Below are 22,101 nucleotides of genomic sequence, written 5' to 3'. Positions count from 1 at the left end.
GTTAAGAATCATTTACAGGCTCACTGTAAAATAACACTATTCACTACCACAGCACTGATTTTCTACTAGGGTGGGATCGGGGAAAGGCCTCAGTATCGAAAGATGCTGAGGTTTTTTGTTGTTAGAATAAAATCTATTTTTATTAAGTAGTTATATGAATAATTAATCTAATATGATAATCTTATTTAAAATTTAACTTTTGAGATTATTAATATGGATTATCTTTATGGATCTGATCTAAAAGCAATTCTTCACTCAAAACGCGCTAATATTTTCTATCTCGAACACTGTCGTGTCATGCAAAAAGATGGGCGTGTCCTCTATCTTACAGAGGCGAAAAAGGAGAATCATTACTACAATATTCCCATCGCTAATACTACTGTGATACTACTCGGTACCGGAACTTCTATTACTCAAGCAGCAATGAGAATGTTGGCATCTGCAGGAGTTCTAGTAGGTTTTTGTGGTGGAGGTGGAACACCGCTCTTTATGGGGAGTGAGATTGAATGGATGATGCCGCAGAGTGAATATCGTCCTACGGAATATATGCAAGGGTGGATGGGGTTTTGGTTTGATGAGCGTAAACGCTTTAAAGCCGCACAGGAATTTCAACAAGCACGTATAGAATTTATTCAGAGAGCCTGGCGTAAAGATCGAGATCTTAAGAATGAGGGATTTGATGCTGATAATGAAACAATATCAGTTGCTTTTCAGGTGTTCTCTCGAAAAATTAATGATCTGCATAAAGTTGGTGATCTTCTTCTTGCTGAAGCACAAATGACAAAGCAACTCTATAAGTATGCGGCAACACAGGTTGCGATTAAAAACTTTGTACGTAATGCCGAGCAAGGAGACTTAGCTAATGATTTCCTCAATCATGGTAATTATCTTGCTTATGGCTTAGCCGCTTGTACGCTTTGGGTCTTAGGAATCCCTCATGGTTTTGCCGTAATGCATGGGAAGACAAGACGTGGCGCATTAGTTTTTGATGTTGCTGATCTGATTAAAGATGCTGTTGTATTACCTTGGGCTTTTATCTGTGCCAAAGAGAATATGACAGAACAAGAATTTCGTCAGCAAATTCTACAAAAATTTACAGAACATAAATGCCTTGATTTTATGTTTGATGAAGTGAAGCGAGTGGCACTTCATCCATGGAATGAAGCTCTCCAGGAAGAATCTTCCAAGTCGGAGGATCTCTAATATGATCGTCACTTTTATTAGCCAATGTGAGAAGAAAGCATTAAGTCGCACTCGGCGTGTATTAGATGCCTACGCAAACCGCATTGGTGATAATACTTGGCAAACGATTATTACAGAAGAAGGCCTATTAATGGTGAAAAAGCTCTTGCGCCGAACCGCCTCAAAAAATACCGCAGTGAGTTGCCATTGGATACGTTCTCGTTCAAGAAGCGATCTCTTATGGATTGTAGGGAATCGTCATCGCTTTAATGAGATGGGATATGTACCGGTGAATTGGACGATGAAAGATTTAATAATGGATGTCACAACAATGAAAGCAAAAGAAAACGAATTATATGCAAATACTCAGTTACAACCTTTAGCAGAACACCTATTTGCCGTAGGTTGGCTTGCGGAAGAGATTTTCAAACGAACTGTGAAAAATGAGGAGTATCAAAAACTTTCTCAAATAGCATTTTTAGCAGGTTGCCTACATGATTTAGGGAAACTTGATCCTTATTTCCAGGAATGGGTTCGTAAAGGAAAACAGAAAAATCCCGAAGATGATGGTCAACATATTGATGTAAAATTTACGTTTGATAAACACCCTAGACATAATGAAATTTCTGCAATTTTATTAGCGATTTTTGATTCCGAGCTTCAGGGATTAAATTTAAGGCAAAAGGAAGCATTAATTCATGCGATCTATTGGCATCATGCAAAACCTTTTAGAAAAACCGATGATTTTGAAGAGGTTTTTAAAGCTTATGAATATCTACGAAAAAACTTAGATAGTAGTGCTTTTCAAAAGTTAATGAATGGTACGAAAGCGTTGCTCAAAGCGATACAGAGCATTGCGGCTCAATATCAAAGTAAGGAATCCCTTATTACTCGACAAAATTGGTCTGTCGATGCCTTAGCGGATCTTTTTGAGCAATTTGAATATCACTATAAAGGGAAAACGTTTGCAGAATTTAAGAGCTATTCTTTAACGGATGACTTTGAACAATTGAGAAATAATATTCAAAAAAATGCTCATAATAATCTTTTACGAGCGTGTGTGATTAGTGCTGATCGATTGATTTCTCAACAAACAGCAGAAAATTTATTGTCCCTAATTGCTGAAGGTCGTTTAGATGTATTGATTGAAAATGTAACAGAAGATGAGATTTCTTTATTAATCCCTCATCTAGAGTCTGCATCTACCAAGTTTCCAATGAGTGAAAGAACGCAGGTGCAAAATAAAATGGCAGAGGAGCTGAGTCAGAAACGTGATATTCCTGTGCTAGCAGGACCTGCTGGATGTGGTAAAACAAGAATCGCTTTAGAGTGGGCGCGTTTGCAAAATGCTTCTCAAATTATTTGGGTATGTCCAAGAGTTCAGGTTTGCCAAGGGATCTTTCAAGAATTAATTGAAACTTATCTCCCCGATGCGGATGTTGAAATTTTTACTGGTGAATTTAAATATACCAAGGAATGGGGCAATGAAACACCAGAAGAGGCTTATTTTTCAGGAGATGTCATCGTCACAACGATAGATCAAATTTTAGGATCAATTGTGACCCATACTCGCGTTGATAGCTTAATTCCATTTATGCAAGCCCATGTAGTATTTGATGAGTTTCATGAATATATCCCTATGGATATTTTTAATATTTTGTTTGCAGAATTAATTGCGAACAAAAATATGCATGAAAATTATCAGAAAAAAGCGTTGTTAGTATCGGCTACGCCTCACTATTTTTACTTAAAAGAGATTTTAGGGATTCATCCTGAAGATGTAGTAGAGATGGCATCTTTTAATCCGAGTCAATATCAATTGCAATTTGTTGAGTATGATGAAAAATCTTTGGATAACAATCCATTTTTCCAATCTTACGAAAATAATACCTTTGTCATTAGTAATACAGCATTAACAGCTCAGCTAGGTTTTATCTATCAAAAAGATCAAGAAAATAGCATCCTGTTTCACTCGAAATATAAAAAGAGTGATAAGCGAATTTTATTTGATGAAGTATATAACTCCTTTAAAAAGGATGGAACTCATAAATATGCTGTTTTGAGAAGTGGTCCTATTGTTCAGGCATCTTTGAATATCTCTGCAGATGCGATGTTGACAGAGATGACATCACCAGAAAATATGTTGCAACGCTTAGGGCGGTTAGATCGCTTTGGGCAGAATAAAGACCCTAATATTTTAACCATTGCCGTTACTGAAGCGGTTAAAAATGGTAAATCTCTTGGTACATCAGCTTATTTTCTCAATCAATTAAATAGCTTGCAGACAACTAAGCATTGGTATGATTTTTTGCAAGAAAAAATAGGAGATCGTACTTTTTCATTGACGGAGTTATATCAGATTTATAAAGATTTTTATCATTCTGAATTAGGTGCTAGGGCGACGCAAGGCGATTTAGAGAAAGCCATTAAACAGAGTATTACGCTAATTGGTAAGAAAGTGGCTGAGCCAAGTGTAGTGGTTAAAAATAAGGCTAAGGATCAGAAAGCAAGAATTAGCAAAAACTCTTTACGGGGCGATAGTCGATTTGTGCAATTAGCACTATTAGATCTTGATGACTATCGACATCCTATCTTCATGAATGCTTATGTTTATGAGCCACCACTTGATGATAGGAGTGAATACGATAATTTGACAGAATCTTTGACAGCAGTGCGTGACCTGATGCCATTTATTGCTCAAAAACAGGGCATTATCGATCCAAGTCATCCAGTGAAGGGAATTCCGGCGAAAAAAATTAAGTTAAGAGAGCAAGTGTTAGAAGGGCATGCTCGAGATCCTGATTATCCACTCTATTTAAGCTATCACATTGATGATTTAGATAAAGTCGGCGGTGTAGGGCAAAGAAATGAACATGCTATTTATTATGCGATATGTAGTCAACAAGCAATTGGCATGATTGCTTATGACAAACTGCAATTATTAAATCAATCAGAAGGAGAAAATCATGAATAAGGTAACAGGGATTAAAAGTGTAGATTTTAAAATTAAAGCTTTGGGTTATGGTGTGGTGAATTGGAATGGCCCAACAACGTTAATGGGTGATAACGGTAAAACGGTCGATAATCATACACTTCCGAAACTGCGAGGTTATACTAATCTATCCGGCAAAGTGAAAGATGATACAGGTTATAAATATCGTAAAGAAGCCTCTGATATTAATTTCCAAGAAACGCCTATGTATATCAGTCAAAATTGTATTCGTCATCATCTCTTTAGAGATCAAGCTTATGATCTGCATTATGCAAAAGATAAAAATTTAGAAGATGTAATTGCGTCTATTACAGGGCTAATTAGAGGCTATGTTGTTCCTTCTAGTCAATGTAAACGTACAAGTCCGCTTTTGATTACTGACTTTGTAGATCAATTAGGGAATGGTAACTTTGAGCAGATGGGACGATCAGGCTCAAAAGAGAAAGAGACCAATAAGAAAGGGGAAGAATCGAGTAATTCTTTCTTTTCTAAAACAACCTTTGGAGATACTGAATACGAAGCTTATGGCTCTATCAGTATTGAACAATTAGAATTTATCTCTCTTGATAAAAAATTTGATCGTGCTGCTATGGTCATCAAAGAAGGTGAGGGAGAGAAAGTCGCACAAAAAGTGGCCGATTTTATCAAGAGCTTAGATCCCTCTAGAGATCCTAAAGCTATATTTCACCCTAATTATGTCCGGGTAGGAACGATTTTTGAAGAAGGGGAAGCAGGGATACTGTTAGATAACACGGCGATTGATATTCTTGTAAAAGAGACCTTAAAAATGTTACAGAATCTCACTATTCGCCAAGCAAAAGGTTATATGTATGTGGATAGTGTTGAGGTTGATTACAACGATAGTAATAAGATGATGCGAATTAAGCGCAATCCTGAACAGATTGAACCTACACCAGAGAGCGATTATGCGGTTTATTTTAAAGCGCAATAGGAGGAGGCATGCAAATCATTATTGATTATGAATCCTCTTGGCGAAATTCTTTCTTAGATGGCTCTAATAATGAGCCATTACCAAAGAATGGTCGTAAGTTTATTGCATCTATGACTGAATTAAAGAAAGCGGGTAATTATAAAGCGCACCAAATCACCAAAGATACAGTGATGGGGATTTTGAATAGATTAATAGGGGATCAGCGTAAGCTCTATCAATCAAGGTTAGATGAAAACTACTATTTTCAACATATCGAATCTATATTGACAGATAAGGATATCGAAGATCATATTCAATACAAAGATCAAGAAATGGTATTTATCCGTAATATTTCAGGTAGTGAAGATCAAAACTCCTTTACAGGCATGATTAAGACAAAAGATCTATCTTTTAATAGTGAGTTTTCTGCAAGTTTATGGGGTGTATTATTTATACCTTTCCCAGATATCGCTAATTGGATTCTTGCTGATGATATTCAAATGAATACAGAAAATCTTCCAATTTTAGATCCTATTAGTGTGATTGAACAATTAGAGTTACTAAATACACTTAAAGCTATTGGGTTAGAGGGGAAGTTAAAAGAGGCTTATGAAAAAATAGTCCGTAGTTTTCCGGAGGTCGATTTTAAACTTACAGCGAAAGGTCTATTTACCCCTATTAGTTTTTATACAGCGGCTTTATATATTCAACTCGATCGTTTAAGTAAACAATATGATTTAAGTGAAGTTGTAACCGCGCAAGGAGGGTTAAGTGGTATATCCAAAAGAGGATTTACCAAAAAAGATTTTATGAAACGTTATACGACGGGTCCCAAAAAATTAGTATGGGGAAATCCTTATTTACTCAAAACGAGAGTAAAGGGTGAGGGGGAAATGACACAGCTACTGACTAAAGCAACGGGAAAACTTACGATAAACTTGAATATTTCTTTTGAAGAAGCACGTGATCTAGAAGATAAGATTCGAAATGCCGGAGTTTCAGCCTTTTATCTTGGTAAGAAAGGATTAGCGTATGTTTCAGATATTCGTATATAAAGGAAATGTAAGATGAAATATTACATTGAGTTAACATTGATTGAGAATAGTCAAGGCAACTTGTATTCCCTTTGGTCTAGAATTTTTACCCAGATACATTTGGCATTTGTAGAGCGTAAAGATAAAAACGGCAGAATCCATTATGGCGTATCTTTTCCTAATTACTTTTTTAATGAGAAAGCCAATATTGGTATCTTAGGAGATAAAATCCGCATTTTTGCAGAAACAAAAGAAGAGCTTTTTCTTCTCGCCCTTCCAAAGTGGTTAGATCGATTATTAGATTCTGTACACATTCAATCAATTAAGGAAATCCCCACTAAAATTGATGGTTATGCGAAATATCTTTATTGCCGACCAAAAGGTGAATCTCGATTGAGAAAAGAGAAGAGGGAATATGCTGAATACTACGCTCAATTACATTCAATATCTGTAGATGAGGCTCTGACTCGGTATGATGATTGGGAGTTTAAAAAAGTCTATTACCCTTATATTCAGATGAAGAGTCTTCATCGAGATAATTCATTTAAGCTTTTTGTCAAAAAAGAAGTTGTGCAAGAAAAAAATTTAGAAAATAGCACTCATCAGCTATTTACAACTTATGGTTTATCTGCTGGGGGCATTGTTCCTGAGTTTTAACCATTATTTTTTGCTCTTTAAAAAATTGGATATAATTCAGTAGGTTATAAGAAAGGGAGAAATCATTAGTTTTTTAGGGTGAAATACTCAAGAAATTAGAATTTCTCCCTATTTTGAGCTTTTAATCTATAGTTAACCGCCACATAGGCGGCTTAGAAAAAACCTTGATTCCGCCATCGTCACGAACAAGCGTTAACCGCCACATAGGCGGCTTAGAAATCATTTACGATGAATTTGCGCTTGATCTTAAAGTTAACCGCCACATAGGCGGCTTAGAAAATCTGTTGATCGCTTTACTACATCGCCCTTAAGTTAACCGCCACATAGGCGGCTTAGAAATCAGGTAAAGCATTGAAAGATATGACTTCTACGTTAACCGCCACATAGGCGGCTTAGAAATAAAAATTAATCTGTGGCAGTGCTAAGCATCGGTTAACCGCCACATAGGCGGCTTAGAAAGGCAAATTGCTGACTTGTGTCGAGTACAGGCAGTTAACCGCCACATAGGCGGCTTAGAAAACTCGATCTCTGAATCGATTGTTACAAGTGAGGTTAACCGCCACATAGGCGGCTTAGAAACTTCGCTTTCCACGATAAAGAGCCATCTTCAAGTTAACCGCCACATAGGCGGCTTAGAAATGACATTATTTTAGTTATTGTTGTCGGGCTAAGTTAACCGCCACATAGGCGGCTTAGAAATCCGGCTTTAGACCTCTAGAAATAATCGATAAGTTAACCGCCACATAGGCGGCTTAGAAATACAGAGAATGCCTGATGATCAAATTAGAGTAGTTAACCGCCACATAGGCGGCTTAGAAAAGTTTAAATTGCCGTATTTCTTTTTGCCGTCGGTTAACCGCCACATAGGCGGCTTAGAAAGATCTTTTAGAACCTTACACTAATCGAAAAGAGTTAACCGCCACATAGGCGGCTTAGAAATTTTTGATTAGCTCCTATGGTTGCCCTGCAAAGTTAACCGCCACATAGGCGGCTTAGAAATCTTTCAAGCCCCAAATGAGCGACTTTTTGAGGTTAACCGCCACATAGGCGGCTTAGAAAGATAATCAAGGGCGGTCGAGTAGAGTCAGGTCGTTAACCGCCACATAGGCGGCTTAGAAATGAAATGATCTTTACGGGATGGGCTGAGGGTGGTTAACCGCCACATAGGCGGCTTAGAAAGTATGCTAGATCAACGTCTGATTGCTCGCCCCGTTAACCGCCACATAGGCGGCTTAGAAATACAGGCACACCGCAATAGAGGTCAATATGATGTTAACCGCCACATAGGCGGCTTAGAAATTGAAGTGTTCATTCTCAGTCGTCAACATGGAGTTAACCGCCACATAGGCGGCTTAGAAAAGTCAGACAGTTCAGCCAATCTATTATCCGCGAGTTAACCGCCACATAGGCGGCTTAGAAATGTCGTTTTCTTAATCGGCAAATCATCAATTGGTTAACCGCCACATAGGCGGCTTAGAAAAAAAATCATAAAATCATAGATAAAGCGCTTAAGTTAACCGCCACATAGGCGGCTTAGAAATGATAATTCAATGCCGGTCGCATCTTTCACAAGTTAACCGCCACATAGGCGGCTTAGAAATAAAAAAAACTGTGCGTTTTGCGCATTAGATAGTTAACCGCCACATAGGCGGCTTAGAAATTAATCTTCTCTTCTTGACCTGCTGCGATTCTGTTAACCGCCACATAGGCGGCTTAGAAAACTTTGGTGCGGGAATGTTCGGGGTTTGCTTTGTTAACCGCCACATAGGCGGCTTAGAAATTTTGATTGAATTGAGCATCCAACAAAAGGGTGTTAACCGCCACATAGGCGGCTTAGAAATCAATGTTTAAATTCATTCAATGAAAATACTTGTTAACCGCCACATAGGCGGCTTAGAAACAGTCTGATTGTTGATCTCATAATCGAGATCTCGTTAACCGCCACATAGGCGGCTTAGAAATAAATGTTCCGCCTGTTCCCGTAATTTTTTGAGTTAACCGCCACATAGGCGGCTTAGAAAACAGGATACGGTTGGGCAAGTTCTCAATTAAAGTTAACCGCCACATAGGCGGCTTAGAAATGAAAAATATATCAATAAAGCGATTAAATTTAGTTAACCGCCACATAGGCGGCTTAGAAAGTAATTCTCTTCATCTTGACCGGTTAGGTCATGTTAACCGCCACATAGGCGGCTTAGAAAAAGTAACAAACATTGCATAACATATTGATTTAGTTAACCGCCACATAGGCGGCTTAGAAATGAGATCTATGTTCAATATATTTTTCAAACATGTTAACCGCCACATAGGCGGCTTAGAAAAATTTATCATCGCTTTGGAATGTCGTTTTGATGTTAACCGCCACATAGGCGGCTTAGAAAAATCCCGCCACCTAAAAGAGAAAACGCCGGAAGTTAACCGCCACATAGGCGGCTTAGAAAAGCGATTTTCTGCACCAATTCATCAAGCGTCAGTTAACCGCCACATAGGCGGCTTAGAAATTTTTGGGCTTCTTCTTCAGCTCTTTTGATTAGTTAACCGCCACATAGGCGGCTTAGAAACATAATATGCTCACCGATCAGGCTGACTTCAGGTTAACCGCCACATAGGCGGCTTAGAAATTTCAAGCGCTCTAATTCCTCTTTGCCAATCAGTTAACCGCCACATAGGCGGCTTAGAAAAAAAAAGGAAAAGATGACTGGCTTTATGAATTGTTAACCGCCACATAGGCGGCTTAGAAATAGATACGATGTTCATGCAAGCGCAGGTCATGGTTAACCGCCACATAGGCGGCTTAGAAAAATTCGGACGGGGGTTCGCGGGACGTGATTTGGTTAAGCGCCACATAGGCGGCTTAGAAAGGCTGGTGAATGATGTTCGCCGGTCATGTGTAGTTAACCGCCACATAGGCGGCTTAGAAAATTTCTTCAAAGAGCGGCAGCATTTCATTTTCGTTAACCGCCACATAGGCGGCTTAGAAAAGAAAAATGATTGATGAATTAAAAGCCTTAATGTTAACCGCCACATAGGCGGCTTAGAAAAATCGCTTACACTTCTAACGATTTTAGTAATGGTTAACCGCCACATAGGCGGCTTAGAAAAGAAGTGAAAGAAGATCCGCGAGGTATTGCTAGTTAACCGCCACATAGGCGGCTTAGAAAGCACTGGGTTATTAATCAACTAATCGAACTGTGTTAACCGCCACATAGGCGGCTTAGAAACTCATCATTCTCTTTCATCAAATAGCGCTCCCGTTAACCGCCACATAGGCGGCTTAGAAAACACCGCTATATTGCTCACGATCTGATACAGAGTTAACCGCCACATAGGCGGCTTAGAAAACACCGCTATATTGCTCACGATCTGATACAGAGTTAACCGCCACATAGGCGGCTTAGAAAGTCTACGCTTGATCTTGCAAAAGCGGGTGATGGTTAACCGCCACATAGGCGGCTTAGAAAATTTTGCTGATCTCCTCTGTTTGCGGGGCAACGTTAACCGCCACATAGGCGGCTTAGAAACTGAAAGCACAGATCCCAATGCACAAACGCCGGTTAACCGCCACATAGGCGGCTTAGAAAGTTCTTTAGTATTTCTCTTATATGCACTATGCTGTTAACCGCCACATAGGCGGCTTAGAAAGAAAACTGAGCGAATCAAAGGACTCACGTCGAGTTAACCGCCACATAGGCGGCTTAGAAATTTACGATCTCTCTCTCACAAATTCTGATGCAGTTAACCGCCACATAGGCGGCTTAGAAAACAGAATAGCGCTCTGCATCTGCTTTAAGCGCGTTAACCGCCACATAGGCGGCTTAGAAAAAGAAGTTGCTTGTGCGAGCAAAGACTTCAAAGTTAACCGCCACATAGGCGGCTTAGAAAGGAATGTTACGACCGTCCACAGTTGGACCCGAGTTAACCGCCACATAGGCGGCTTAGAAAAATACGACTCCCAAGGATTGTGGTTCCAAATCGTTAACCGCCACATAGGCGGCTTAGAAATAAGCGCAGTGACTGAGCTTTTACAGTCTGAGGTTAACCGCCACATAGGCGGCTTAGAAAGCATTTAATTGCGCTAAACGGCTACGAGGTCAGTTAACCGCCACATAGGCGGCTTAGAAAAAAACATCACAATAGAAAATGTGAGCTTGCATGTTAACCGCCACATAGGCGGCTTAGAAAGTCGCCGTTAAAGGCAGAGGGGATGACAGGTAGTTAACCGCCGGATAGGCGGCTTAGAAAAAACTTTCAAACGCCATTAGCTGACTTTTCAGGTTAACCGCCGGATAGGCGGCTTAGAAATGCGGAAAGCCCAGGCATTGAGATCACGCTTAGTTAACCGCCGGATAGGCGGCTTAGAAAACCCGTGATCTCTTGATTCTTTAATTTCATTCGTTAACCGCCGGATAGGCGGCTTAGAAATTTACCGCTAAAAAATTTCACGATCATTTATAGTTAACCGCCGGATAGGCGGCTTAGAAAATTCAGGACTTGCAGTCATCATATATTCGACCGTTAACCGCCGGATAGGCGGCTTAGAAAAAAAAGCGAGCAACTTAGCTCAATGGGGGAAAGTTAACCGCCGGATAGGCGGCTTAGAAACAATTGCCCACACTGAAGATATCTTATATATAGTTAACCGCCACATAGGCGGCTTAGAAAGCTTCGATCGTGGGTTCTCGTTCTGTGCATTGGTTAACCGCCGTACAGGCGGCTTAGAAAAACGGGAACGTATCGAAGCAGATAGAAACATTGTTAACCGCCGCACAGGCGGCTTAGAAAGCTCGTAAGACCTCTTCTTAGGAAGAGGTTTTGTTAACCGCCGAACAGGTTTTTTAATAGAAAATCCCGCCAATTGGCGGGATCTTTTTATCTCTATGTTGGATATGAGAAATTCTGATTAATAGGAAAGTATATTAAATCTTTTCTGCCATAATTTCAGCAACATCATTTCCCCAAACAGGGACTTTACCATCGGTTTCAAAGAAGAGGGTTTTATATTGCATTTTGAGCATATAAGGAATACGACCCATTTTGAGAACCTGTGTATCGCCACCAAACCAAGAGTTCGAGCGAATGTAGAAGCCTTTGCCGCTTCCAATATCACCAATACAAAATACCCAAGGTTTAAGGGTTTCATTGGCTTTTTCTGCATCCATTTTGCCAAGATCCAATGCAACTTGTCGGCCGATGATTTCACATTGTTGATGGCCGATAGCCCCTAGTTTTGGCATGGTAACTGCAGCACAATCACCGGCAGCGAAGATGTTTTTGTATTTTGGATTACGCATTAAAAGGTCAGTAATAATAAAGCCTTGATTATCACTAATCTCTAAACCTTTTAGGAAATCATGCGCTTCCCAATCGGGGAAAACAATCTTCAGTTCTGCAGGTAGTTCTGTACCATTTGCAAAAACAATAGAATCTTTCGTCAATTTCACGATATCTTTGGTGTTATTCACATATTTGAAGCCCATTTTACCGGCAACATCTAGTAATTGTGGCACCACTTTATCGCCGGCATCTTCGGCAATCATCTCGCCAGGCGTTGTGATTGTGATTTTAGAAGCATCGCCCATTTTATGGCGCTCAAGCCAATCGGCTAAACCTAAACTGATCTCAACAGGTGGTCCTTCGCAAGCGGCCATTGCATCTGGAATCTGCCCGCCAGGATAGGGCTCAAGTCCTTTGGCGCCATCGCCTTGATGGAATCTTGCAGAACCTACAACAATAGGACCGCCTTTATAAGTTCCATCATGGAGTTTTTTACGTAATTTATTACCATGATAGAAGTCAGAAACCGTATCACCATACTCGGCAAAACCTTCTATCTTGTCGTAAGCGAGTTTTGCTCCTAATGCAATGACGAGATAATCATAAGCGATTGTGTGCGGTTCAGCACCAGGGCGCTCATTTGGAATTATTGAAACAGTCTGGGCTTTTGGGTCAATCTTGGTAACTTCGGCATGGATAAAATCAATTTTATCTTTCTTCAAAGTGGTAGGAATATCCATTTTGAGAGAGTACTCAGGATTACGATTCTCTAATACTTCAGCTGGAATATTGGGAACATAAAGCAGATATGACTTACGGTCAATAACCGTAATATCCACTTCATCTTTGGCATATTCACGAATTTTTTGCGCAGCGCCTAAACCGGCAAAGTTACCGCCTAATACGATGACTTTTTTCTTCATCATAAGTGCTCCTTTTATAGTCTTAACACAGAGATAGAAAATAACCACTTATATTCATTGTTAGATGCAATCGAAATTACAGAAACAGATCTCTACAAGCGGTTACCGTTACTCACTAAATCACTATAAAATCCTTTTAATAGTTAACTAAGATTCCATTAATCTGTTTTTAGTTAACGTATTTTTTAATTAACTTGTTAATTTCAAATAGTAAATCTTAGCTAACATCATTATACATAAATATATATTTTATAAAACATTATTTTAAAATGTTATTTAATATTTGATTTATCTATTTTAAATTATCCGTTCTGAGCTATAGTTTCTTAGTTATGGCTTCTGAGCTATAACGTCTATTCGCTGTGTTAATTCATTCAATTGCCATTTTTTGACTAAAAGAGGCTTTATAGAAATAAGTCTGAGCTAAAATATATTTTGCGATAGATAGGCAAGGGCATATTGTGCATAGAGTTCTGCGCCTTGCTTGAGCGTCGATTCATCTACATTAAAGCGACCATGATGATGTGCCCATTCGCTATCTGCTTCAGGGTTTGCGGTGCCGAGGAATGCAAAACAGCCCGGCGCTTTTTCTGTATAGTAGCTAAAATCTTCAGCGCCAGTGGTTGGGCGATCTGTGATAAGTGCATCAAGGCCAAATTGTTGTGTCACAACTTCTGTTGCCAATGCCGAGCTCTTCTCATCATTGATGACGGGCAATGTACCGTAATGATAATCAACGGTCGCTGAAGCACCATACATAGCTGCCGTATATTCTGCAAAGCGATGAATAGCATCCCGAATGCGATCTCTATTTTCAACTGAGAATGTGCGAACAGTTCCTTCTAAATAAGCATTTTCGGCAATCACATTAAAGCGTGTACCGACCTCCATTTTTCCAATGGAGATCACTGCGGCATCTAAGGGATGAGTTTCTCTTGAAACAGCCGCTTGGACATTCATGACAAAAGAGGAGGCCACCACTGCGGCATCGACACATTGATTAGGCAGTGAACCATGGCCGCCTTTACCTTTAAAATGGATCTTTACGATATCCGCAGAAGCCATACGAGGACCCGCTTCACAAGAGATTTTACCGGCCGGCATTACAGTCCAAATATGCATACCAAAGACATTATCGACATTCTCCATAGCGCCTTGTGCCACCATCTCTTTTGCGCCCTCAGCAATTTCCTCGGCAGGTTGAAAGATAAAACGAACGTTGCCGGGAATTTCATCTTTAACTTCATTTAGCACCCTTGCAGCCGTCAATAGCATAGCTGTATGTGTATCATGGCCACAGGCATGCATTTTCCCCTCATTTTGAGATTTATAAGGAATATCGCTTAACTCTAAAATAGGTAAAGCATCGATATCACCACGCAAAGCAACGGTTTTACCAGGCTTTCCTCCTTTAATTTCGGCAATAATACCGGTCGGTTGAGTAAGGCGATATTCAATCCCGAGTTTATCGAGTTCACGCGCAATGCGTTTTGTTGTTTCAAACTCTTCCCAAGGAAGCTCGGGATGCATATGCAATTCTCGGCGAAAGGCGATTAAATCAGGTTCTGCATTTTGAATGAGTTCTTTAATTTGATGTTGTAACATGGTATCCCCTTTTTACTTTTAGTGATTTTTATGGATAGCTATTGTGATCTTGCTTTTATCTATTTAGATTTGGCTATTCTCATTGATTCTATTCACTGTAGGCATTTTTGGAGTGAATGTCAGCTTATTTTATTTTTTGATCAATATAGTGAGATCGGTTCAAAATAAGTTTATTAAAATGCCGGCGCATCGGTTGATCGAGACAAGGAAGCCGTTCTATCCGGCATCGTGCAAGTGTTGGTGAGTCAGGTTTTATGTTCTTTTAACCCCCCACAATAGCTATGTAAAAGCCATTTTTCTTAAACCAGATTTACTATAATTCCCCAAATAAACAGTTAAAACGATAGAGATAAGAAAATCTGTCTGATTAAATCGGAACTGCTACAATTTTGCCCATATTATCGAATCCTTCATCGAATCGAATATCGAATTTTTATTATTCCCTTAAGCTGAGTACACTATGAATCCTTATCTTTTTCCCTTTTTTGCGGTATCTATCTGGGCATTCAATACGATCGTAAGCAAATTAAGTGTCGGCGTTGTGAATGCCGAGGCAATGGCATTTTATCGTTGGTTCTTTGCCTTTCTAGTTTTAACGCCTTTTGTAATTCGAGGGATTAGACAAGAGATTCCTTTTTTACGGACACACTTTTGGAAAGTGGCCGTCTTAGGCTTTCTGCGAATCGTACTCTATCAAAGTATCATCTATTATGCAGTACAGATGGTGCCGGCAACCACATTGGCGATTTTTGGCGGCTTAGTCCCGATTCTAATTCTGCTTTTCGGTACATTTCTTTTACGAACGCCGGTAACGATTTGGCTGATCAGTGGGTTTTTATTGGCCTTTTTGGGGGTTATTTACCTAAGTACTAAAGGGGAACTATCGAATTTGATCGCATTAGAAGGGCACAAGGGGGAGTTTCTACTCTTAATCTCATCATCGGCTTATGCGCTCTATACCGTCTTGGTCAAACGTTGGAGTCTTGAGATTAATACCTGGAATTTTCTCTATCTACAGATCGGCATTGGACTTGTGATTCTATTCCCCTTTTTTATCTATCAAGGGCATTATGCGCTATCATTCAATGCCGCAGGGCTGATTGCTTATGCCGCTATTCCGGCATCCTTAATTGCCCCTTATCTATGGCTACGGGGCGTTGCACAAATTGGTGCGAATCGTTCGGCTCTCTTTCTGAATCTTACGCCTCTTTTAACGATTACCTTAGCGATATTAATTTTACAAGAACCGATAGATCGCTATCTGCTTATCGGCGGTGGATTAATTCTGCTTGGAATCGCTACAACTTTTATACCTAATCGCCAAGCTACAAAGGCAGGTAAGATCACAGTTTAGACATAAAATAGACGTAAAAAAACAGGATCAACTCTATGAAAAGTGATCCTGTTTTAAATTTACGATCATAATCTGATTATAGATGTGTGCCATTGCGGCGATTAAACGCTTCAATCTTTTTATCAGTATTATATTGAGATAATTCATACACAGCCCAGATCGCTGCTGGCACCCAGCCGATAAGAGTGATTTGTAAAATAAGGCAGACTAAGCCTGAAATAGGACGACCAATGGTGAAGAAGAGCAACCAAGGGAGGAAAATGGCAATAATTAAACGCATATTAAAAATCTCTTGTGAGTGAGTCGAAAAATAATAAAAATAGCTCAGTTGTATATATCCATTACATATTGAACCCATTGTTCATGATCAATTGCTCATGATTAATGAATTTGAATATATATTGATACTCGATAAGGCATCATTATGATAAATAATCACAAATATCATAAACATCATAAATTACTCAATGAATATACTCAATGGATAACTTAAGAGTTGCTGAATTTATAGTAAGGACTTCATCTCTTTTTTCAACTATTGTGTTATCAAAATAAATTATTGATCTTATTCCGGTTATCTTTCGGAGATTGAGAATGAAAAGTAGGGAAAGGCTGACATCAACGTAGTAATATTGTTATACTTTCAAAGCGAGAAATAACGCTCACTATTTTGTAAATTTAGGGCTATTTTCGTGTAACAAAGCACCACACAACTAACCTCATTTTTATAATCACAATCAATCGGGATGGAATGATCGGATGAAAGTTTTAATTGTCGGAAAAGGGGGCAGAGAACATGCCCTTGCTTGGAAAAGTGCCCAAAGTTCATTAGTATCAGAGGTATTTGTTGCGCCGGGAAATGCCGGAATGGTGCAAGATGCAACGTTAGTGGATATTGCCGAAACAGATGCAGTTGCGCTTGCTAATTGGGCGGAAGCCAATGATATTGATGTGACCATTATCGGTCCTGAAGCAAGTTTAGTGGCCGGTGTTGCTGATGAATTTAATCGCCGTAATCTGCTTGTTTGGGGCCCAAGTGCTAAAGCTGCGCAGATTGAAAGTAGTAAAGATTTCTCAAAACAGATGATGGTTAAATATGGTGCGCCGACCGCGCATTCTCAAAGTTTTACTGATAGCCAAATGGCTAAAGCCTATGTGGGTGAAATTGGTCTACCCATTGTGATTAAAGCCGATGGTTTAGCGGCCGGGAAAGGGGTTGTCATTCCTGAAACACTTGAAGAAGCTTTTGCGACGATTGAGGATATGCTTGAGGGAAATCGCTTTGGCGATGCCGGCGCATGTATCTTAATCGAAGAGATGTTGGTCGGAGAAGAGTTCTCATTGATGTGTTTTGTCCATAATGGTCAAGTGATTCCAATGGTGATGGCGCAAGATCATAAACGAGCTTATGACAATGATGAAGGTCCTAATACTGGCGGAATGGGCGCTTATGCGCCGACTTTTAAAGCGGATAGCGATGAAGTTGCAACTGCGGTGAAGACAATTATGCAACCGATTGTTGATGGACTAGCAAAAGAGGGAACGCCTTATACCGGATTTCTCTACGGTGGTCTATTTTTAACTGCAGAAGGCTTTAAAGTCATCGAATTTAATGCGCGTTTTGGAGATCCTGAAGCGCAGATTATTCTACCGCTTCTCAAGACTGATTTTATTGAGATTATTCACGGCTTATTAACTGGTAAAGCGCTACCGGCGGTTGAGTGGCATGATCAATATGCTATCGGTGTTGTTTTAGCTGCCGAAGGTTATCCTGACGCACCACAATTGGGTTATCCGCTCAATAAACCTGTGATTAATGGCATTGATGAATTAGTATTCTATGCCGGCGTTAAAGCAGAGAAGAGCGGAGATAGTGAGGTGCTTTTGAGCAATGGTGGCCGAATTTTGTTAAATGTCGCTATCGCCGATGATTTTAAATCAGCCTATGATAAGGTCTATCAGACAATGGAAGCCTTAAAAGTACCGCATACTTTCTATCGTAGCGATATTGGTCATAAACAATTTAAACGCCAATCGTAATGAGATAAGCCGATAGTTACAGTAACTGAGTAAGGGCTAATCTATTGATATAAATAATAGGCTATCAACAAGAAAAACGATCAATGAATGTCTGATTTTAGATATTCGTGATCGTTTTTTGTTTTTATCCTTCAGTAGATTTTTAAAGAAATGACAAAAGAATGCATAGTATGGATAGTACGGAGGATAGTACTTTCTATAAACTGGTAACGTTATAATAATGGTCAAGATTATATGGGTGATTATAGTTTTATTATAAATGTCAATGATATGTATAAATTTTACTAAATATTTGGCAATCGGTTTTATCTTGCAAAAGAGAGAACTATTTTATGCTGATTTCTTTCCCTAATAGAAATTCAATATTTTGAGAGGATTAGTTAACAGTTGGATTTATATCATAAAAATGGTTTTATGCTCAGAAAGTCGTAGAAAGGGCGTTAGGCGAACGGATAGTACAAAAAAGGTCTAAAAATTCTGCGAAATATTGACAAAAAAATAAGCTAATTTTATTGGTTTTAACGGGTGTAACATGAGAACTGATTGATATTGTGCTATTATTTTTCAATTATTTTAGATCGTATATGATCGAGAATTATTAAAGACATGGGGTCTTTAACGCAATTTAATCTCTCTAACAGCAGTTCAGAAAGGATTATATATTATGGTGGCAACAAATATTAAAGGGAATTTGCCAGAGAATGAGACGAAAAAAAAATCCGAAGGTGGCTTATTTTCATCTCTGCATTTACCCGTTTTTATTAGCGCGAATATTATTATTCTCGCAATTATTGCAATAGCAATATTCCATCCTGATGCGCCTGATTTTTTCTCAGGGCTATTAGGTTGGATTACAGAAAATCTTGGATGGTACTATCTACTCGCTGTAGGTATTATTCTTCTTGCTTTCATTTATGTGGCACTAAGCCGATTTGGAACTATCAAGCTAGGGCCAGATCACTCGGAGCCAGCGTATAGTGATAAGAGTTGGTTTGCGATGCTCTTCTCAACCGGGATGGGGATCGGGATCATGTTCTTCGGTGTTGCAGAGCCTCTGCTTCATTATCTACTTCCCCCTATCGGTGATGGCGAGACTATTGAAGCTGCAAAGACAGCGATGAATATTACCTTCTTCCATTGGGGAGTGCATGCTTGGGCTATCTATGGAATCGTCGGTTTAGTATTAGCCTATTTTAGTTTCCGTATGAACTTACCGCTCGCATTAAGATCAGCACTTTATCCGATGATTGGCGATCGTATTTATGGTCGTTGGGGTGATGCAATTGATACTTTTGCTGTGATTGGTACCGTATTCGGGGTTGCGACTACACTCGGCTTCGGGGTAATGCAGATCAATACAGGTCTGAATGTACTATTTCCTTCGATTCCGGTTGCTTCGACAACGCAGGTGATTTTAATCATCGTCACAACTGCTTGTGCAACGCTTTCGGTGAGTATGGGGCTTGATAAAGGGATTAAATTCCTATCAGAACTTAACCTGATCTTAGCTTTTGCCTTAGTACTCTTTGTCTTCCTATTTGGTGGCAAGGTACTCTTCTTACTCGAAGTGTTAATGCAAAATATCGGAAACTATTTCTCTAGTATTTTTGGCATTACCTTTAATATGTTTAGCTATGAAGCGGCCTCTTCACCGGCGCTTAAAGAGAGTATCGATGGTTGGTTAGGTGGTTGGACTATCTCATATTGGGGTTGGTGGATTGCTTGGTCTCCATTCGTAGGGATGTTTATTGCTAAGATCTCTCGCGGTCGTACGATTCGTAACTTCGTCGGCGGTGTTCTCTTAATTCCGGCAGGATTTACCTTCTTCTGGATGACGGTATTTGGTAACTCAGCAATCGATATGCTCGAAAATGATCATATTATGGCGCTTAAAGAGACACTTTTAGGACCTGATGGAAGTTCAAAAGCACTCTTCGCTTTTATTAGTCATTTCCCAGTTTCAGAAACAGTACAAAACTTCATTCCTGCAGAATGGATTCGCGGTGCGATTTCGTTTGTGTCAGTGGTGATGGTGGCAGTCTTCTTCGTAACGAGTGCGGACTCAGGTGCGCTTGTCATGGATATGCTTTCAAGTAAGAAAGATGTGGAAGTCACACCACTTTGGCAGCGGATCTTCTGGGGTTCAATTACAGGTGTGATTGCGATTGTATTACTGTTAAATGGGGGGTTAGGGTCACTACAAGCCGTTTCTACAACGACCGCATTTCCATTTAGTATTGTTATTCTAATCTCAATTTATGGGCTCATTAAAGCGCTCAGAATGGATATTGGTAAGATCGATATTCGTAGCAAAGCGAATATGTATGTACAGCCAAGCACTGTTGACTCTGGTGGTTGGCAGAAGCGTCTTCGTAATGTAATGGTCTATCCTCGTCGTGGTAATGTGATTAAGTTTATGGAAGCGGTTGTCATTCCTGCTTTTGAAGAGGTAAAAGCAGAGTTTGTCAAACAGGGCTTAACTGTCAACATTAATACAGAGCAGGATGATGATATTACTTTTGAAGTAGATCATGGTGAGAATGCAAACTTTATCTATCGTGTTAAAGCAAAACATTACCTCAAACCCAGCTTCACATTGATAGATGAAGAGACAGATCAGGAAGATCAGAAATACTTCCGCGCAGAAGTCTATCTCGATGATGGTAGTAAAGGTTATGACATTATGGGTTACACCAAAGATAATGTGATGAATGATATTGTGGATCAATACACAAGTCACCATTACTTCATTCAAAACTTTGAAATGCGTTCTGATTATGAGGTCGGTTCTAATCCGAATGATTAATCAATTGACGTAGTCGTCAGTCAAGTATTGAGATAAAGAAAAGCCAAGATCTGATGAGGATCTTGGCTTTTTTATCTCTTCCTTATTATTAAAAGATAGGTTTTTTATAGTAATATCGGTTCAAAATAAGCTCACTTAAATACCAGCACATCGGTTCTAAGAAGTAAGGACTCTGTTTAATCCGGCATCTTGCAAGTCTTGTTTAGTACAGTTTTATAGTCTTTTAAGATCCCACACTAGCTGCTTAAACCAATTTTTCTTAAACCAAAGTCACTATATCAATGTTTTTAATCCTGTTGACGCATAATCTTTAGAATCCAACTGGTGATAATTGCAATTATTCCGCCAAGAGCCGTTTCTACAATACGATCAGTTAATAGCGCTAAAACAGGATGATTCCAATACATTGCTAACTCGACCATCACTAAACTATAGCAGGTCACCCAAAATGTGACGGTGGCAAACCCTTTTGTAAAACTCAAGGGTAAGATAAAAGAGAAAATGAAGAGTAATCCGATCATATAGTAAGTCTCATTCATCTGCGGTAGATATTGTGGGACTTGGAATAGTAGAAAGAGTACAAGTACTGCCACAATACTTCCTAAGAAACGCAGGAGAGAGTTACGAAAGACGGTTGAGGCTTTTGGTGGCATCACCATAACAAAGGTAATGGTGGCCCAATAATTTTTCTCAATCCCGAGATAATGGGGGATGAGTAGCGTTAAGAACATGCCTAAACTATAGATAAAAGCGCGCGGAATCAGATGGGTTTGTAGCCGAAAGAGATCCTGGCTAAAAATCCCCTGTTTAAAAGCTTCAAGATCCATATTTTTACGCAATAAAAAGTGACATACAATCAGCGCTGAAATGGTGCCAATTGCAGAACCAATGGGCAAACCATCGGTAATTTTCGGGAGGGCTGTCCCTATAGTTGAGAGAATAATGACAAATCGCATCGCGCGATCAAATACAGGATCTCGTCCAAAGAGATAGTAGTAGAAATAACTTAAAACAAAGAGATAGAGATAAAACCACCAGGTCAAATGGAGCATCTGCCCAACATAAGCACTTCCAAGTACCAATGTCATCCAGAGAATGAGATAGAGGTAATTAGAACGATCGGGTTTAGCATTATAGAGGGCATAAGTACAGAGAACAGAGAAAGAGGTCCAAACAATCGCGCCTCGTAATCCCATAAATTGGGCGGCAATCAGCGCACTGAGAATCATACTTCCTAAGAAAACAAAGCTATCTTTAAAGTAGCCACGTTGAATATGAAATAAGTTCATAGTCGTAAGTTAAT

General features: G+C 39.5%; 12 protein-coding genes and 1 CRISPR repeat array. Of the genes, 8 read left to right on the top strand and 4 right to left on the bottom strand.

The window, feature by feature from the left end; translation table 11 throughout:
* The first annotated feature begins 213 nt into the window (after positions 1-213).
* The 5 genes from cas1f to cas6f are packed head-to-tail and all read left to right on the top strand — an operon-like array spanning position 214 to position 6,796.
* The gene (gene cas1f / locus DC083_RS07410) at positions 214-1,203 is read left to right on the top strand and encodes a type I-F CRISPR-associated endonuclease Cas1f (RefSeq protein ID WP_109189573.1); all 990 of its coding nucleotides are present in this window, start codon (positions 214-216) and stop codon (positions 1,201-1,203) included.
* A 1-nt stretch (position 1,204) separates the two neighbouring features.
* Positions 1,205-4,156, top strand: coding sequence for a CRISPR-associated endonuclease Cas3'' (locus DC083_RS07405; protein ID WP_109189572.1), 2,952 nt, complete (start codon positions 1,205-1,207; stop codon positions 4,154-4,156).
* Positions 4,149-5,126 carry a type I-Fv CRISPR-associated protein Cas7fv gene (cas7fv, locus tag DC083_RS07400; RefSeq protein ID WP_109189571.1) on the top strand — a complete coding sequence of 326 codons (978 nt, stop codon included), beginning with the start codon at positions 4,149-4,151 and terminating at the stop codon, positions 5,124-5,126. Before DC083_RS07405 ends, cas7fv begins: the two co-directional genes overlap by 8 nt.
* 8 nt (positions 5,127-5,134) lie before the next feature.
* Positions 5,135-6,160, top strand: a complete 1,026-nt coding sequence (gene cas5fv / locus DC083_RS07395) for a type I-Fv CRISPR-associated protein Cas5fv (RefSeq protein WP_109189570.1) — start codon at positions 5,135-5,137, stop codon at positions 6,158-6,160.
* A 12-nt stretch (positions 6,161-6,172) separates the two neighbouring features.
* Positions 6,173-6,796: a type I-F CRISPR-associated endoribonuclease Cas6/Csy4 gene (cas6f, locus tag DC083_RS07390; RefSeq protein WP_109189569.1), complete on the top strand. Its 624-nt coding sequence runs from the start codon at positions 6,173-6,175 to the stop codon at positions 6,794-6,796.
* Between the two features lie 131 nt (positions 6,797-6,927).
* Positions 6,928-11,578: a CRISPR direct-repeat array (repeat unit 28 nt; unit sequence GTTAACCGCCACATAGGCGGCTTAGAAA).
* A gap of 134 nt (positions 11,579-11,712) precedes the next feature.
* On the opposite strand, the gene DC083_RS07385 is transcribed toward cas6f, so the two are convergent.
* On the bottom strand, positions 11,713-12,993 hold the full coding sequence (locus tag DC083_RS07385) for an NAD(P)/FAD-dependent oxidoreductase (RefSeq protein ID WP_109189703.1): 1,281 nt from the start codon (positions 12,991-12,993) through the stop codon (positions 11,713-11,715).
* A 423-nt stretch (positions 12,994-13,416) separates the two neighbouring features.
* Positions 13,417-14,598, bottom strand: a complete 1,182-nt coding sequence (locus tag DC083_RS07380) for a M20 family metallopeptidase (protein ID WP_109189568.1) — start codon at positions 14,596-14,598, stop codon at positions 13,417-13,419.
* Between the two features lie 460 nt (positions 14,599-15,058).
* Between DC083_RS07380 and DC083_RS07375 the strand changes: the two genes are divergently transcribed.
* Positions 15,059-15,952, top strand: a complete 894-nt coding sequence (locus DC083_RS07375) for a DMT family transporter (RefSeq protein WP_109189567.1) — start codon at positions 15,059-15,061, stop codon at positions 15,950-15,952.
* A 76-nt stretch (positions 15,953-16,028) separates the two neighbouring features.
* Here DC083_RS07375 and DC083_RS07370 read toward each other — a convergent pair whose 3' ends face one another.
* The gene (locus DC083_RS07370) at positions 16,029-16,232 is read right to left on the bottom strand and encodes a YqaE/Pmp3 family membrane protein (RefSeq protein WP_109189566.1); all 204 of its coding nucleotides are present in this window, start codon (positions 16,230-16,232) and stop codon (positions 16,029-16,031) included.
* A 479-nt stretch (positions 16,233-16,711) separates the two neighbouring features.
* On the opposite strand from DC083_RS07370, the gene purD reads away from it, so the two are divergent.
* Both purD and DC083_RS07360 read left to right on the top strand, forming a co-directional pair.
* Positions 16,712-17,992 (top strand): phosphoribosylamine--glycine ligase, encoded by a 1,281-nt coding sequence (gene purD / locus DC083_RS07365; protein WP_109189565.1) that lies wholly within the window; start codon positions 16,712-16,714, stop codon positions 17,990-17,992.
* Positions 17,993-18,683: 691 nt separating this feature from the next.
* Positions 18,684-20,798, top strand: a complete 2,115-nt coding sequence (locus DC083_RS07360) for a BCCT family transporter (protein ID WP_229822387.1) — start codon at positions 18,684-18,686, stop codon at positions 20,796-20,798.
* 287 nt (positions 20,799-21,085) lie between these two features.
* Here the strand turns inward: DC083_RS07360 and DC083_RS07355 are convergent, their stop codons facing one another.
* Positions 21,086-22,087 carry an FUSC family protein gene (locus DC083_RS07355; RefSeq protein WP_109189563.1) on the bottom strand — a complete coding sequence of 334 codons (1,002 nt, stop codon included), beginning with the start codon at positions 22,085-22,087 and terminating at the stop codon, positions 21,086-21,088.
* Between the last annotated feature and the right edge of the window lie 14 nt (positions 22,088-22,101).

The sequence above is a fragment of the Ignatzschineria ureiclastica genome (genome assembly GCF_003121845.1).
Lineage (GTDB): Bacteria > Pseudomonadota > Gammaproteobacteria > Cardiobacteriales > Wohlfahrtiimonadaceae > Ignatzschineria > Ignatzschineria ureiclastica.
This window is presented reverse-complemented; position numbering and strand designations above follow the sequence as displayed.